The 15,162-nt window shown below is 53.4% G+C and carries 12 protein-coding genes and 1 pseudogene; 8 read left to right on the top strand and 5 right to left on the bottom strand.

Translation table 11 applies throughout. The features are described 5' to 3' along the window. Nucleotides 1–77: 77 nt before the first annotated feature. Nucleotides 78–382, bottom strand: a pseudogene (locus AC3G2T_RS35425) (transposase); the annotation flags it as partial. Here AC3G2T_RS35425 and AC3G2T_RS35420 point away from each other — a divergent pair. The 5 genes from AC3G2T_RS35420 to AC3G2T_RS35400 all read left to right on the top strand — a co-directional run bounded on the left by AC3G2T_RS35420 (nucleotide 376) and on the right by AC3G2T_RS35400 (nucleotide 5,391). Continuing rightward, the gene (locus tag AC3G2T_RS35420) at nucleotides 376–801 is read left to right on the top strand and encodes a right-handed parallel beta-helix repeat-containing protein (RefSeq protein WP_474680664.1); all 426 of its coding nucleotides are present in this window, start codon (nucleotides 376–378) and stop codon (nucleotides 799–801) included. The pseudogene AC3G2T_RS35425 and the gene AC3G2T_RS35420 overlap by 7 nt on opposite strands. Before the next feature lie 21 nt (nucleotides 802–822). Next, nucleotides 823–978, top strand: a complete 156-nt coding sequence (locus AC3G2T_RS35415) for a hypothetical protein (protein WP_474680663.1) — start codon at nucleotides 823–825, stop codon at nucleotides 976–978. Between the two features lie 235 nt (nucleotides 979–1,213). Then, nucleotides 1,214–1,786: a carbohydrate binding domain-containing protein gene (locus AC3G2T_RS35410; protein ID WP_474680662.1), complete on the top strand. Its 573-nt coding sequence runs from the start codon at nucleotides 1,214–1,216 to the stop codon at nucleotides 1,784–1,786. Nucleotides 1,787–1,893: 107 nt separating this feature from the next. Next, nucleotides 1,894–2,397 (top strand): fibronectin type III domain-containing protein, encoded by a 504-nt coding sequence (locus AC3G2T_RS35405; RefSeq protein WP_474680661.1) that lies wholly within the window; start codon nucleotides 1,894–1,896, stop codon nucleotides 2,395–2,397. A gap of 312 nt (nucleotides 2,398–2,709) precedes the next feature. Next, nucleotides 2,710–5,391: a bifunctional diguanylate cyclase/phosphodiesterase gene (locus tag AC3G2T_RS35400; protein WP_488438420.1), complete on the top strand. Its 2,682-nt coding sequence runs from the start codon at nucleotides 2,710–2,712 to the stop codon at nucleotides 5,389–5,391. Between the two features lie 40 nt (nucleotides 5,392–5,431). Here AC3G2T_RS35400 and AC3G2T_RS35395 read toward each other — a convergent pair whose 3' ends face one another. Continuing rightward, a complete protein-coding gene (locus AC3G2T_RS35395; protein WP_488438419.1) occupies nucleotides 5,432–6,739 on the bottom strand; it encodes an aminotransferase class I/II-fold pyridoxal phosphate-dependent enzyme in 1,308 nt (435 codons plus the stop codon). A 70-nt stretch (nucleotides 6,740–6,809) separates the two neighbouring features. After that, nucleotides 6,810–7,409, bottom strand: a complete 600-nt coding sequence (locus tag AC3G2T_RS35390) for a GNAT family N-acetyltransferase (protein ID WP_488438418.1) — start codon at nucleotides 7,407–7,409, stop codon at nucleotides 6,810–6,812. 129 nt (nucleotides 7,410–7,538) lie between these two features. Here AC3G2T_RS35390 and pdxR point away from each other — a divergent pair, with 129 nt between their 5' ends. The 3 genes from pdxR (at nucleotide 7,539) to AC3G2T_RS35375 (ending at nucleotide 12,143) form a co-directional block, all read left to right on the top strand. Further along, nucleotides 7,539–9,017: a MocR-like pyridoxine biosynthesis transcription factor PdxR gene (gene pdxR, locus AC3G2T_RS35385; RefSeq protein WP_488438417.1), complete on the top strand. Its 1,479-nt coding sequence runs from the start codon at nucleotides 7,539–7,541 to the stop codon at nucleotides 9,015–9,017. A 95-nt stretch (nucleotides 9,018–9,112) separates the two neighbouring features. Beyond that, complete coding sequence (locus tag AC3G2T_RS35380; protein ID WP_488438416.1) at nucleotides 9,113–10,582, top strand: hypothetical protein; 1,470 nt, start codon at nucleotides 9,113–9,115, stop codon at nucleotides 10,580–10,582. A gap of 124 nt (nucleotides 10,583–10,706) precedes the next feature. After that, nucleotides 10,707–12,143, top strand: coding sequence for an NAD-dependent malic enzyme (locus tag AC3G2T_RS35375; protein ID WP_488438415.1), 1,437 nt, complete (start codon nucleotides 10,707–10,709; stop codon nucleotides 12,141–12,143). Nucleotides 12,144–12,227: 84 nt separating this feature from the next. Here the strand turns inward: AC3G2T_RS35375 and AC3G2T_RS35370 are convergent, their stop codons facing one another. Beyond that, on the bottom strand, nucleotides 12,228–13,490 hold the full coding sequence (locus tag AC3G2T_RS35370) for an MFS transporter (RefSeq protein ID WP_488438414.1): 1,263 nt from the start codon (nucleotides 13,488–13,490) through the stop codon (nucleotides 12,228–12,230). A 32-nt stretch (nucleotides 13,491–13,522) separates the two neighbouring features. Then, nucleotides 13,523–14,311, bottom strand: coding sequence for an archaetidylserine decarboxylase (gene asd / locus AC3G2T_RS35365; RefSeq protein WP_488438413.1), 789 nt, complete (start codon nucleotides 14,309–14,311; stop codon nucleotides 13,523–13,525). Between the last annotated feature and the right edge of the window lie 851 nt (nucleotides 14,312–15,162).

Here is a 15,162-nt window from a genome sequence, read left to right as displayed (position 1 = left end):
GTAATTTTAGCTACTGCTCGTTCAGCCCCGTTCTTTATTTGCCAAGATATTTGTGAAATCAACCGCTATGCAAGGGGTTAACCTTGCATAGCGGTTATGCTTTTGTTGCATATTGCTGCTTTTTTCAGCAAATTGTGGGCAAGCGAAAGCCACCCGACCTCTAAGCCTACTTTGGGTAAGCCGCGAAGCAGGAATCGACGGAAGCCCTGGTTGTTTTCCTCTGACCAAACACACTTTCACATTCTATCATCCGACGCACAGATAGGGCTCTGCCTTCTTCACTCCATAGTTGTTCTCTAGCTTGTTCTTTGTAGCGAAGATAGGCTATACCTATTCTAAATTCTCTGTTGCCTGCCGCTTTCGTGCATTTCTCATATGCGGGAATATTGGACGATTGAGAACCTGGAAATTACAAATGACGCTGCATTGCCGGACAAAAGAAACGGAATTTTCGTTCATGGCAACGAGTCCGGCTCGACAGGCGCACCTTTGCATGGCATTCAACTGCTGAATCTGGATGTTCATAACCTAAAAGGCATTCACAAAAGCACCGATGGCGACGTTTGGCGATCAGCCGCCATACAATTTTACGGCATTTTTAACGATGTGCTCGTATCAGGCAACAATGTGCACGATGTAACGAGCGGGGGCATTTTCCATTTTTCTGAAGGCACTTCCGATGGAATCGTCATAAGCAACAATATCGTCAACAAAACGGGACGTGACGGAATTATCGCAGCGCAGGCCAAAAGCGTGCTGGTCGAGTACAATACGGTTTTGGCCGCCGGGATCAACGGCTAAGGGTTTAAATGGATTGCGGGCATGTTCCCGACTTGCGTAGAAAATGCCACTTTTCAATATAACGAACTGGCCAGAACAGTGAAAGAAATTTCAGACGGCCAAGGGCTGGATTCGGACATTTACAATGGCGGCAGCATCGTGTTCCAGTACAATTACAGCCACGACAATTTTTTCTGACCATTGCCAACGATATTTACTGTCCGGCTTGTTTTATCAAAATAAGCAGCGACGGCGGCACAGACTACAGCGAGGGCGCGAAAATATGGAACAATATTTTGTTTGGTGCCGGAGGCATGTACCAGTAGGATATTGTATACGATTTCAACGTTTATACCGGGACCGGCGCTATCCCCGACGATCCTTATTCAATCACAGCGGATCCGTTATTCGTGGCTCCGGGGCAAGGCGGAGATTGGAAGACAGGTCTCGACGGATACCATCTGAAGCCGGAGTCGCCGGCGCTGAACGCCGGCAAAGCAGTACCGGGCAACAGCGCAAAGATTTCTGGGGCAATCCGTTGTACTACGGGCAGCCCGATATCGGCGCTTTTGAATACCAGGCAGCCGACAATAAACCGCCGGGCGGAGCCGCCGGCCAGAGGCCGACAAACCTGGTGCTGAACCCCGATTTTGAAATTGCAACTACAGGCACTGTGCCCTGGTCTTATGGCTATGGGGACGCGGCTTCTCCATTTTCTTTTACGACAGAGCAAAACCATACGGCAAACGGCATCCAATCCATGAAGCTGTCGGGCAAGGGTGGCTATAGAGGAATCAGGCAGGGTATCAGTGTAAAACAAAACACGGATTACATATTTTCCCTTTATGCCAAAACGAACAAAAACGGGGATTCCACGAAAGTAGTCGTATTCAAAGTGCTGGATACGGCGGAGAAAACGATAGGGCAGACGATTATCGGAAACAGCGGCGATTGGAAGTTATTCACGATAAAAGTGAACAGCGGCAGTCTTACGCGTTGCGAATAGCGCGGTGCTGGACGGAGGCATAACAGGCTATTTCGATGCTTTCAGTGCTGCTCCGCGGATTCTGTGGCCTCGGTGTGGCCTGACGGAAGCCTGCCACGGCAGCGAATGTGGGCCCCGCGTCGCTTACTTTAAACTGGCCCACAGCAGCGGACAATGTAGGCGTCGCTCAGTACCGGATTTATGCGGAAGGGCGTTGGCTCGCCACCGAAGCGGGAAATGTGTACGCTTGCGATGTATCCGGACTTGCGGAAAACACGAATTACACGTTCAAAGTAACGGCTGGCGACAGCGCCGGGAATTGGAGCGCAACCGGTTTGACTGCATCGGTAAGAACGGCGGATGCGACTCCGCCAACCGCTGCCATTACCTACAGCAGCATTGCTCTGACAAGCGGCAGCGTGATTGCGACGATGACGCCGAGTGAGCCTGTAACAATTACAAACAACGGGGGTTCAAACAGCTATACGTTTTTGTATAACGGCAGCTATAAGGTGAACATGAACATGTGGTGGGGCAACAACGGCGCCGAATATCGTCTGTATGAAAATGGCGTGCTCATCGATACGCAGACGCTGACCGATCAAACGCCGCAGGCGCAGAGGCATCAGTGACGACGATTGCGAACAAGCAGCCCGACACCTATAAATATCGGGCCGAGCTGGTCAACTATGCTGGAGTCGCCTCCAGCGAACGGGTGATCGTACAAGTGAAAGGATAGCGGCCTGAGTAAATCGCTGTAAGCGCTAACAGCATTGCAGGCACTGCATTAATATTGCACAAAAAGCCTTGATGATCAAGGCTTTTTGCTTTTTTTGCGGTCGCGATTGCAGTTGGCTTTTAAAAAAGAAGAATTCTGAAGAATGATGTCGAATCTGTGATATAGTAAATGTTGGATGGATTCTTTTGAAAGGATGAAGAGTGTTATGCCCGATAATCCTTTTCCAATTAGTGCCCTCTATTTTCTCATTGCCATGTTCGGTTTGTACGCCGTTTTAACGTATTGGTTGCATGCGAGAAAAGCGAGACTTTCGAAAGAATATCAAGATTTGTTTCTATCGTTACATAATAATGATTTGACGGCTATTTTTTCTTTTGATGCGGAAGGACGCATTACCCGAGCTAACGAAGTGGGATTGTCTGTGTTCGGATATGCTTTTGCTGAAATTGAAAATACCGATATAACGGATCTGTTCCGGTCCGACGCTGCTTTCCACGCGCGTTTAAAAGATATGGTTGCAAATCCGCGGCAGTATGCGGAAACAAGCAAGCGGCCGCTCTCCGCAGCGTGTACATGCAAGGACGGCAGGGTCATTTATTTAGACGTATCCGTCGTTTTCCGTTTGCAAATGGGGGGACATAAGGGAGGCTTTCTTCTCGCGCAAAATGTGACCGAGCAGAAAGTATCCGAGCAGTTGAAACACGAACAGGCTCAAATACTGGAGACGATCGTTCAAGGAACATGCATGAACGAGATCATGCACAGCATTGTATCGATCATCGAAAAGAATCATCAGAACCGGATTTGTTCGATTTTGCTCGTGGACGAGGAGACAAATACGCTGCATACGGCGTCGGCGCCTTCGCTTCCGGCGGCGTATACCGCTTTTATTAACGGAAGCCGCATTGCGTCTGATGTCGGTTCTTGCGGCAAAGCCGCATACTGCGGTGAAACGGTTATCGTGGAGGATATTGCAACCGATCCCTTATGGATCGGTTACAGCGAAATTGCGCTGGAGCACGGCCTTCGCTCCTGCTGGTCTACGCCTATTTTTTCGCACAGCGGCAAAGTGCTGGGTACATTCGCGATGTACGCCGGAACGGTGTCCAGACCGGAGCTGCGCCATGTCGAGAGTCTAGAGGGCTATTCCAGGCTTGTGGGCATGGCAATTGACCATAAGCGATCGGAAGACAAGCTTAGGGAAAGCGAATTTCGGTACCAGCTGATCGCCGATAATATGTCCGATTTCATCTGTCTGCGCGATATAACAGGCAAGCTGACCTTTTTGTCCCCATCGTACCGGAAATTTACTCAGAATGAGCAAATCTCGATGCAATCTTTGATTCATGAAGAAGATTTGCCTAAACTTATCGATCACTATCAGAGAAGTATTCGCGAGCGCAAATCTCTTACGCTGGAAGCAAGAGTTTGGAGTGTGCAGGAAAATAGCTATGCATGGTTGGAGACCCATATCAACCCGATTATGAACGTCGAAGGCGAAATCGAGTATGTTATGTTCGTTTCCAGAGATATTACCGCCATTAAAAATTATGCTCATTCCTTGGAGCAAATGGTTTACTTCGATTCGTTGACGGGATTGCCCAACAGGCGGTTTATGACGTTGAAAGTGGCCGAGCAAATAAAGCGCGTTAAAGACCGGAAAGAGTCGTTTGCCCTGCTCTATTTGGACTGCGATCGGTTCAAAAATTTGAACGAATCGCTAGGTTATGAGGCTGGAGATTATTTTTTGCAGATGATGGGGGCCCGGCTTAAAGAATGTATGCTGGAGCAGGACACCGTTGCTCGCGTAGGGGGCGATAGTTTTATGCTGCTTCTGTCGGGCCTTCATGCGGAGGAGGAGGCTTTGCAGGTAGCCGACCGGCTGCTGAATGCCTTGCGGAAGCCTTGGGAAATTAACGGGGAGGTGTTTTACTTAACCTCCAGCATCGGTTTGGTTTATTACACGGGGCAAAGCGAGTCGGAAATGATGCAGCAGGCGGAGGTTGCCGGTTACAGCGTCAAGCGCTCTGGCAAAAACAATTTTAGAATTTATCAGCCATTTGCCGAAAGAACGGCGTCGTACAACTCGTTTTTGCTGGAAAAAAATCTTGCCGGCGCGTTGGGCCGGGGCGAGTTCGAAGTTTGGTACCAGGCCCAGGTGAACAACCAAACGGGGGAGATCGTCGGAGCAGAGGCGCTGCTGCGCTGGAACCATCCTCAGTGGGGGCTTATCTATCCCGGCGAATTCATACAATTGGCGGAAGATACGGGCCAAATCGTAGAGATCGGGTTATGGGTTTTGAAGTCGGCCTGCCTGCAAATGGTGGAATGGCAATCCAAAGGGCTGCCGAGGATGCATATTTGCGTCAATATTTCTCCGCGGCAGCTTCATGAGCCTGGATTTATTTCCGCGGTCCGGAGAGTGCTGGTGCAAACCGGGCTGGACCCCGGGCTTTTGTATCTGGAAATTACGGAAGGCATGCTGCTGCGGGACGATCCCGGAACGCTTGAGCTGCTGAATCAATTGTGCCAAACCGGCCTTCATCTATCGGTTGACGATTTTGGGACAGGTTATTCATCTTTGTCTTACATTAAAAGCTACCCGATTGATCTCATAAAAATCGACCGCTCTTTCATCCGGGATATTCCTCACGATTCCGATGATATCGCCATTATTAAAGCGATTATCGACATGTCGAAATCGATGGAAATTTCCGTGCTGGCGGAAGGGACGGAGAGCAGGGAGCAGGTTGAATGCTTGCGCGAGCTCGGCTGCGAAGTCGTGCAGGGCTATTTGTACGCCAAGCCGATGAACGCGGAAATTTTCCGGCATAAATACGCGGAAATAGCCGATTATGCCAGAGATATGGGAAAAAGCACCTTCTAACGGCGGTTAGAAAGGTGCTTTTTTTGCGTTGTGCCGGCTCTTATCTGGCGGCAACGGTTTCTATATCTTTGACGCCTTGATAGATCAAGTTGAACAGATCCTCGATTTGAGATTCGTCGATGCAGGAGAATGCGACGCGAAGGTCCGTTTCTCCGAGTGCGATCGTGCCAACGCCGTATTGCTCAATCAGGTGAGGGCGCAGCACTTTCGCATCGACGGTTTTCAAGTTCAGGCACATGAAGTAGCCGGAATTGAACGGATAGTAGCTCCATGCATCATCGAATTTGCCGCTGTCGAGGACGGCTTTGGTGCGGTTGGCGCGGCCTTTCATAATTTCGAATTTTTCTTGTTTTTGTTCGCTGAACTCAGGCGAATTCAAGGCGTGCAGCACGAACGTTTGCGACGGGTGCGGTCCGCTGGAAATCGTGGCGCGGATAATGCCCATCGTTTTTTGTTCCAGAGCGGCGAGAAGCGCATCGCTGCCGCCGGCGTAAGTGATGAAGCCTACGCGGAAGCCCCAGACGTATTCTTCTTTCGTCGCGCCGTCCACTTTGACCGCCAATACGCGCGGATGAAGACCGGCCAACTGTCCGAAGAGGGACTCCTGCAAGGAACCTTCGAAGAAAAGGCCGAAGTAAGCGTCGTCCGTCAACGCTACGACGTTAATGCCCGCCTCTGCGGCTTCGCGGATCGCTGCGGCGATTTCCCGGCCTTCCTGCGCATCAGGCGTATACCCGGTCGGATTGTTCGGGAAGTTCAGAACGACGATGGCTTTGCCTTTCGACTGTTGAGCCAGCAAAGCGTCGCGCAGTCCCGCTGCGTTAAACCGGTTGTGCTCGTTATAGAGCGGGAAATTGACGATTGTTGCTCCGCGGCGGATTTCGAAAGTCAATTCGTAGTTATCCCAGTTTTTGTCGGGAATGATAACGGCATCGCCCGCGTCCGCGAACAAATCGGCCGCGATGCTGAGCCCATGGGTAAGAGCGTTGGTGACGATCGGATTGCCGATCCGTTTGTCCGCGATGCTCGGATTTTCCTCGAGCATTTTTTTGCGCCAAGCGGCGCGCAGCTCCGGTTTGCCGGCAGGAGGAGCGTATTCATATATATCTTTTGGCGCGTAAGTGGAGAGGGTGTCTTGGATGACCTTCAAGTGCATAGGCTGTCCATTTTCAATGGCGATACCGATAGTAGCATTGTATTTCTTGGCTTTCGCCTTGGCTTCAGCGGATTGGCTGAGAATGCCTTCCTTCGGAAAGTAAATGGATTTGCCTAATGCCGAAAGCATGTCGTACACGTGAGAATTTTCACGTTCCAAGGTCTCGTTTAACTGTCGTGCCAGAGGATTCATAGGTTAGGGTCATTCCTTCCAATGAGCTTTTCATTTTTAGGAATTATTATATCATCTTCGAAAGGGAACGTCACGGCGTACGCCCATTTTTTTTGTTCAGAAAGTTTTCCAGCCGTTCTTTCACATCGGGCCACTCCCGATCAATGATGCTGAACATGACCGTATCGCGGATGTAACCGTCGTGCAGCACCCGATGCTGCCGCAAAACGCCTTCTTTGTGCGCGCCGAGCCTTGCTATGGCGGTCTGCGAACGAAGATTGCGAAGATCGGTCTTGATTTGCACCCGTACGGTGCCCAGCGCCTCAAAGCAGTGGCGGAGCAGCAAAAACTTGCATTCCGTATTTACGCGCGTCCGCCATACGCCGGGATGGTACCAGGTGTGGCCGATTTCCAGATGGCGGTGGGGCACGGAAATGTCAAACAGCCGCGTGCTGCCGACGAGCTTGTTCGTATCTTTATCAAAAACGCTGAAGGGAAGGCCGAGGCCCGCCTCCTGCTCTTGCAAGGCATGCTTGACGAAGCGCTGCAAAGCGGCCGGCTCGAGCAGCGGTTCCATATAAGTCCAGATGGCCGGATCGCCCGCCGCTTCCGCGAGACCTGACAGGTGCGACAGTTCCAAAGGAAGGAGGATGACGCGCTCTCCTTCCAGGGTAAGAGGGGTGAGATTCATTTCATGTTCTCCTTGTCATTTGCGTTGGATTCGTTTGTAATAGAATAACGGACATATGGGTTCGTCAAAAGATCCATTTTATGCGATTTTTTATGTACCACTTTTCAGATAAAAGACAGGAGGGGCCGTATGGACTTTCATCTTCCTTTTGGTTCGTACCGGGACATGTACCCGAGTAAATATTTGGCTCTGTACCATGCTTTGCATGACGCGATCGTGCGGGGGGCGCTGGAACGGGATTCGAAGCTGCCGTCGACCAGGGAGCTTGCCGCCATGTACCGGATTTCGCGCGGGACGGTCAATCAGGTGTACGATATGCTGATTGCCGAAGGCTATTTGGAGGCGAAGGTCGGCAAAGGCACGTTTGTCGTCTACCAGGGCGGCACGGGCGAGCGCAAACCATCCCCTGGCAAGCCGCTGGAGCTATCGGGTTGGGCCAAGCGGCTCGAAACGGACGATGGGTGGCCCGGCGATCCGGCGGAAGACGGGCAAACGGGGGAAGTCGAGAGGGGGCGGAGCATCTCGTTTCAGTTCGGACAGGCGTCGCGCGCTTATTTTCCGCGGCAGCAGTGGAACCGCTGCGTGTATGAGCAGGTGCGGCGGATGACGGAATCGCCGCACGAGGAAGAGTATGCCGCGGAGGGGCATCGTGCGCTCCGCGAAGCGATCGCCCGGCACCTGCGGCGATCGCGGGGGATCGATGCGCCCGCGGAGCGCATCGTGATCGTGAACGGGTCGATGCAGGCGATCGCGCTGCTGACCCAGCTGCTCGTGGAGCCGGGCGATCCGGTCATCGTCGAGCGCCCGGGCTATTCCGGCGCCGTCCGCGCCGTGACGGCGGCCGGAGGCGTGCCCGTCCCGGCCGAGGTGGACGGGCAAGGGCTTGTGCCGCAGCCGTGGGACGCGAGGCTGCTGTTCGTCACGCCCAGCCGCCAGTTCCCGACGGGGGCTGTGCTGGGCCTTGAGCGCCGCCGGCAGCTGCTGCGGTGGTCGGCGGAGCAGGGCGCTGTCATCGTCGAAGACGACTATGACAGCGAATTCAGGCACCGCGGGCGGCCGATCGAGCCGCTCAAGGTGCTGGACCAGGAGGGCCGGGTGGTCTACATCGGCACCTTTTCCAAAACGATGCTGCAGAACCTGCGCATCGGTTACGCCGTGCTGCCGGAGGCGCTGCACGCCGCTTTTGCCGCCGCGAAGCGGCTGTTCGAGCCGCACCCTTCGGGGCTGCTCGAACAAAGATCGCTCGCCGCCTTCATGGCGAGCGGCGGGTACGAGCGTCACCTGCGCCGCATGCGGCGGGTGTACGCGGGCCAGTTCCTGCAGCTGCAGGCGCTGCTGCAGGAGCAGCTCTCCACCCCCTTCGAGTGGGTGGAGAGCGATGCGGGGCTGCATCTGTTCGGCTGGTGGCGGGGGGACCCCCGCGCCTATGCCCGCTATGCAGCCGAGTGCCGCCGCGCCGGCGTGTCGTGGAGCGGCGCCGGCCGCTATGGGCTACCCCCGGGGCGCGCGGGGGCATGCCTCGGATTCGCGCATCTCTCCGCGGAGGAGATGCGCCTTGGGGTGGAGCGGATGCGGCAGGTCTGGGCAGAAAGTTATATTAATTTTTAAATGATTTTGTCAAATTATGTCGGCATTTATGCCGGCATTCATGTATAATTTATTTCATACGATTTCAAAGATTTGCTAGTTTAGGAGAGTGGACAATGAGGATGAAAATGTTGTACCGCACGGCTCTTTTGGCTTCTTTGCTGGGGGCGCTGTTCATGCTGATGCCCGTGGCCGGCTTTGCCCGCTTGCCGGGCGCGGGGGACATTGCTCAGCATTTAACAGAAGTATCTCCCGGCGCCAGAATCCAGTATGGGGATTACAACTGGAAGTTGACCGACCCGGCCAGCGGGGAGCTGCTTTTGAGCGAGGTCAGCAGTTCAAGGCAGCGCGTGTGGGGAAGCCAGGCTTTGTTTAACCCCGGCACAGCCGGCTCCGTTGCGGAATACTTGAATACCGATTTTTACAACAACTTGTTCACTTATTCCGGTACGCCCGAACAGCTTGCCTGGATTCAAAATTACAACTGGCCGACGACCGATAACAATCCGAACATGACCGTGCAAGCGAAAGTCGGGCTTTTGTCCAAAGACCGCTTTTTGGCGATCAAAGATTCACTCCTTGGCGGAGAAGTTTCGGAAACTTTTCCGTACAGGGGCAATTGGTATTTGATGACTTCCTCCGTTACGGGAAGCGTCTACTATGTGAGTCCGTATAAAAGTTTGCTGGAGACGTCGGCTCTGAACGAGGCGATGATCGTCCGCCCGGTTATTCATGTGAATCCGGATTTATTTGCGCTTTCGGACGGTGACGGAGGTTACAAGCTTGCGGCTTCCATTCCCATGCCCGAACATTTGAGCGATGCGCGCCGCGGCGCCATCGTCAAATTTGCCGATAAGGACTGGATTGTGATCAACCCTGAAAGGGGCGAGTTGCTCTTGAAAGACAGCTTGGGCGCAATGCCCTGGGAAAGGCAATCAGGCGGCGGCGGTATTTATCAGTGGGAGCAGGCAGGCGATCTTCTGGAATTTAAACAAAGCGTGCCGGGAACGGTCGCTTATTATGTAAACCACGATTTCTACGAAAGTTTGGGGGCTAACAAAAAGTGGATCGTTCCCTACGAGTTTGACAATACCCCGTTGAAATACGAGGGGGGCGACAATCCTAACGCGGAGTACGATTCGAACTACGAATCCCATAGTGTGACGGCGAACGTGGGACTTTTATCTTTTGACAAGTATGAGGAATTAAGGGATAGGGGCGTCAGGCTGTACTACGGCACAGAGAACAAACCTTGGTGGCTGATGAATCCTATTCATGGAAGCTCTTACGTGTATTGGTACATAGCAGGCGTATACGACGGCATGGAGCGCATTTACTTTTATCCGATGGATCACGACGTGCGGCCTGTCATTCATTTGAAAGAAGGGTTTACGGTGCTTTCGGGAATCGGTTCGGAGGCCGAGCCTTATCTGATTATGGAACCGGCAGGGGATACGAACGGGGACAATCGGCTTGGCATCGAAGACATTCTTGCCATGATTTTAAAATACAGCGGGTCGCTGAGCCAGGCACAAATAAAAAGCTTGCTTGAAAAAATAGCTCCGATCTATGTGTCCGGTTCCTAACGATTCCGGCTGCATATATTGGTTTCAGCGTCGAAACGGACGGGACTTTTGTTCGAAGGAAGCAATTATGCTATGATTGTAAAGTTCAATGGCAATCAAAATTCGCATAGGAGTGATCCTTTTTATGGCGGGGCTGAATGGTGGCGGCACCAGTATCATTGTGCGTCTGGAAATGCACAAGGAACAGGTGACTTTTGGTAAAGTTGCAACAGCGATCGGAGACGCCGGCGGCGATATCGTGGCAATTGACGTGACCCGGGCTAGCAAAACGACGACAACGCGCGATATTACGGTAAAAGTTAGCGATCCGCAGCAAACGGACAACATTGTAAATGCGTTAAAAAGTCTTCCCGGCGTGCAGCTCGTCAACATTTCCGATCAGACGTTTCTGATGCATCTTGGCGGCAAAATTGAAGTGAGTCCGAAAATGCCGATCAAAAACCGGGACGATCTGTCCCGCGTGTATACGCCGGGAGTCGCCCGGGTCTGTATGGCTATCCACGAAGATCCTGCAAAGGCGCATTCTTTGACGATTAAACGGAATACGGTTGCCGTCGTATCGGACGGGACGGCTGTGCTCGGACTTGGCAATATCGGCCCTGAAGCGGCGATGCCGGTCATGGAGGGCAAGGCGATGCTGTTCAAACAGATGGCGGGCGTCGATGCTTTCCCGATCTGCCTGGATACGCAGGATACCGAAGAAATCATTCGCACCGTAAAAGCGATCGCTCCTGCTTTCGGCGGGATAAATTTGGAGGATATATCTTCTCCGAGATGTTTTGAAATTGAGAACCGGCTTATTGAAGAACTCGACATTCCGGTGTTCCACGACGATCAGCACGGAACGGCGGTCGTTCTGCTGGCGGGTCTGCTCAACGCGGTCAAATTGACCGGAAAACGGCTGGAGGACTGCAAAGTGGTCGTTACAGGCATTGGAGCCGCAGGGATTGCCTGCACGAAAATGCTGCTGGCCGCAGGCGTCACGAACGTGATTGGCGTCGACCGTCAGGGAGCGCTCGTGCGTGGTGAAAGTTACGCCAGCGAGGCGTGGGAATGGTACGCGCAAAATACGAATCCTCATCAGCAGCGGGGCGCTTTGAAGGACGTTATTTCCGGGGCTGATATTTTTATCGGGCTGTCGGGTCCCGGCGTTTTAAAAGTCGATGACGTAAAGCAAATGGCGGCGGATCCGATCGTGTTCGCCATGGCCAATCCGACTCCGGAGATTACGCCGGAGGAAGCGGAGCCTTACGTCCGCGTTATGGCGACAGGGCGTTCGGATTATCCGAACCAGATCAACAACGTGCTCTGTTTTCCGGGCATGTTCCGCGGCGTGCTGGATTGCCGGGCTTCCCGTATTACCCAGGAAATGAAGCTGGCCGCGGCCAAGGCGATCGCTTCCGTCGTGAGCGACGACGAGCTGAACGAATACTACATCATTCCGAGCGTGTTCAATTCGGCCGTGGTGGAAAAAGTGCGCGAAGCGGTCATGGAAGCGGCCTACGAGTCGGGCGTGGCCAGACGCAAAAGCGCCCGCGAGCAGGAAGCGCATCACGAATAAACCAAAAAACCTTGTACGTCGAGCGCTGCGTTATGAAACGCGGGCTTCGCCGGACAAGGTTTTTTTGCGTGGAGCGGGCGGCGGTTATGCCGCGCTTTCTTCCGTCCATTCCTTCAGCTTGCGGTCCGAAGGGAGCAGGAAGGTCAGGATGCCGATCAGCGGCAGGAAGGCGCACAGTTCCATCACGCGGGTCGTGCCGAGCGTATCGCACAGATTGCCGAGGACGACGCTGCCGATCCCGCCCATCCCGAAGGCAAGCCCGGTCACTAGACCGGACACGGTGCCTACTTTGCCGGGATACAGCATTTGCGCGTAGACGACGGTCACGGAAAAGCTCGAAAGCAAAATGAAGCCGATGATGAGGAGAATGATATAAGACCATGTGTAGCCGACGTGCGGCAAAAGCAGGGCAAACGGCGCCGATCCGAGCATGGAGAAGAAAATGATATTTCTTCGGCCGAACCGGTCGGCCAGCGGCCCGCCGAAAAACGTTCCGACAGCTCCCGCGGCAAGGAAGAGGAAAATGAAATCCTGCGCGCGGTCTATGGACATTCCGTATTTATCCTGCAGGAAAAATGCGAAATACCCGCTCATCGCCGCTCCGTACCAGGAACGGACAAAGACGAGAAAAATCAGGATGCAGATCGCAAACAACACCTGCTTGCGCCGCTGCGGATTGACTTTGCTTTTGACGGCTTGCTTGACTTTCGCAGGGGCGTCCCGCAATACGGATTTGTACCAGCTTGCGATGTACATTTGCACGACGATCGCCAGCGCCGCGACGCCGGTGAACCAGATCGAGCCGAACAGGCCGAGCGGAATGAAAATCCATTTGGTCATAACGGGAGCCAAAGACTGCCCTGCATTGCCGCCGACCTGAAAAATCGATTGGGCCAAGCCTTTGCGGTCTCCGGCCGCCATATGGGAGACGCGCGATCCTTCGGGATGAAAGGCCGCCGAACCCAGACCGACCAGACAGACGGCCAGCAGCACGGCCCAGTAAGCGGGCGCAAAGGCGAGCAGCAGCATGCCCATCAGCGTGGAGGCCATACCGATGGGCAGCATGTAGGGAGAAGGTTTGCGATCCGTATATAGGCCCACAACGGGCTGCATGATCGATGCCGTAAAGTTGATGGCGAACTGTACCCATCCGACCTGGGTGTAGCTTAAGCCCATCTCACTTTTTAAAATAGGAAAGATGGCGGGTATAACGGATTGTATCGAATCGTTCAGCAAATGCACGAGACCTATCGCAAACAAAATGCGGTATACGGTCGGTTTGACATCTCCTGTGCCATGCAGCCGGTGCGAACCGGGTTTCGGAGACGCAGTTGTCGATGAAGCCATGTTCTCTTCACTCCTTTCGAGCGGCCGGCTGTTTATTTATGTAGGAAGATGCCAAGCGATTCTCCCATATTCACCTTGCTGTCCACCTGTAGGTCCGCGCGGGGCCGGAACATGCCTTCTTCAAGCAGCAGCACGACCGTCGAGCCGAATTCGAAATAGGCGAGCTCTTGTCCGCGCTCCAGATGGCTCGGCAGCGGTTCGGCATATCGAATGCTGCTGACGTTCAGCGCTCCGACTTTGACGACGGCCACTTCGCCGGCTTCGTGCCTGATGAAAGTAATCAGCCTCTCGTTGCGGCTGAGCACTCTGCGCATGTGGCGCAGGCCGAATTCGTTCACCGGGTACGCTTTGCCGGGCACATGCTCCTTCTCCAGCACTTCTCCGGTCACAGGGGAGTGAATGCGGTGATAGTCGGTAGGGCTTAAATAAAGAACGAAATAAAAGCCGTTCCGGTAGTTTACCGTCCGCGGAGAGCGATTCAGCAGTTCGTCGATCGTATAATCCTGACCTTTTACGTTCACGATCAAGCCGTCCTTGATGTCGCCTATGCCTGTAATCTTCGCATCGACCGGACTTACGAGGCGGGTGGTGTCTTCATCGACGGGCCGCAGTCCGGGCTTCAGCCTTCTGGTGAAAAAATCGTTCAAAGAAGCGTATTCCTTCATATGCTTCTCGGCGTCCTCGATGCGAATTCCGTACGTTTGGGCAAATCGCGGAATGAACAGCCTGCTCGCTTTGGATTTGGCAAAAGCTCCGGTCAACTGCGACACCCATTTGCGTGACGACAGCTCCGTTAGCAATCGGAAAAACGGTTTGGACATAGATGAATGGCTCCTGTTCTTTCAATCGTTGTTAGGTTCTTCGATTATCTTGCCACAGAATGCAACAAGAAGCAATTGCTCTTCCAGCTATTTCTAATTTTAAAAGCGGTTGACCGAGCGTCACGGATGGCGCAGCCGGTTGTCTAAAAGCGATCGACCGTTCACCTTCGCAGACGGCGCAACCGGTTTCGGTGGAGTTTGGTTGACATGGTGTGTATGGTGTGCGTGGCGTGGGCGTGAAAAGCCTGCGGAAGGGTGACCCGCCCGCCGCCTGGAGCAGGTGTATCGTGTGCGACGCGGAGAAAAGCTGCAAAAGCCCCGTGGCGCTGTGGGCGGCAACCCATGAAGATGAAAATCGTGCATCGCTAGTGCAGCGTCAGCTCTGAAAATGTGGGTGATCGTTTGATAGTTTCAGAGCTTTAAGTATGTACGGTTTCCTGTTAATCCACCGATTTAGATCTGGCTGCATTTGCTCGGAGGCCTGCCTGCCTCGAAAAATGCCTGCAATCGTGTGGTTTTTTGCGGATATTCGGGGCTCAGCCCCATCATGACAGGAGACATCATGCACTATTGCAGGCTTTTCCTCAAACCAATCGTTTCCGTCGAAAAAACTACACGTGCGCAGGCTGCCTAGACTCACACGCCTGAGCTGGTCGCACAATCTGCCCGGTTGCACGAAGAAAACCTGCAAAAATACAGTTTTTGCTCGATGGAAACGCCGGCAGGGTAGCGTCAAGAAGTTTGTGTAAGTCAGTAGGGTAGCTCGTCGAAATAATGGATGAACTGTTATTTTGCGAATATTCAGAACAGATGGCCGGCGGCGGGTGTAGCCCAAGCGAAGGCGCGGGAGT

Source organism: Paenibacillus sp. sgz302191 (genome assembly GCF_057749925.1).
Note: the sequence above shows the minus strand (reverse complement) of the source record. Positions and strands in the feature narration are given on the sequence as shown.

Bases quoted from the DNA above. Each gene is read 5' to 3' on its own strand.
- AC3G2T_RS35420 (WP_474680664.1), top strand. From the start codon at position 376: ATGCGGGAATATTGGACGATTGAGAACCTGGAAATTACAAATGACGCT.
- AC3G2T_RS35415 (WP_474680663.1), top strand. From the start codon at position 823: ATGTTCCCGACTTGCGTAGAAAATGCCACTTTTCAATATAACGAACTG.
- AC3G2T_RS35400 (WP_488438420.1), top strand. From the start codon at position 2,710: ATGCCCGATAATCCTTTTCCAATTAGTGCCCTCTATTTTCTCATTGCC.
- AC3G2T_RS35395 (WP_488438419.1), bottom strand. From the start codon at position 6,739: ATGAATCCTCTGGCACGACAGTTAAACGAGACCTTGGAACGTGAAAAT.
- AC3G2T_RS35390 (WP_488438418.1), bottom strand. From the start codon at position 7,409: ATGAATCTCACCCCTCTTACCCTGGAAGGAGAGCGCGTCATCCTCCTT.
- pdxR (WP_488438417.1), top strand. From the start codon at position 7,539: ATGGACTTTCATCTTCCTTTTGGTTCGTACCGGGACATGTACCCGAGT.
- AC3G2T_RS35380 (WP_488438416.1), top strand. From the start codon at position 9,113: ATGAGGATGAAAATGTTGTACCGCACGGCTCTTTTGGCTTCTTTGCTG.
- AC3G2T_RS35375 (WP_488438415.1), top strand. From the start codon at position 10,707: ATGGCGGGGCTGAATGGTGGCGGCACCAGTATCATTGTGCGTCTGGAA.
- AC3G2T_RS35370 (WP_488438414.1), bottom strand. From the start codon at position 13,490: ATGGCTTCATCGACAACTGCGTCTCCGAAACCCGGTTCGCACCGGCTG.
- asd (WP_488438413.1), bottom strand. From the start codon at position 14,311: ATGTCCAAACCGTTTTTCCGATTGCTAACGGAGCTGTCGTCACGCAAA.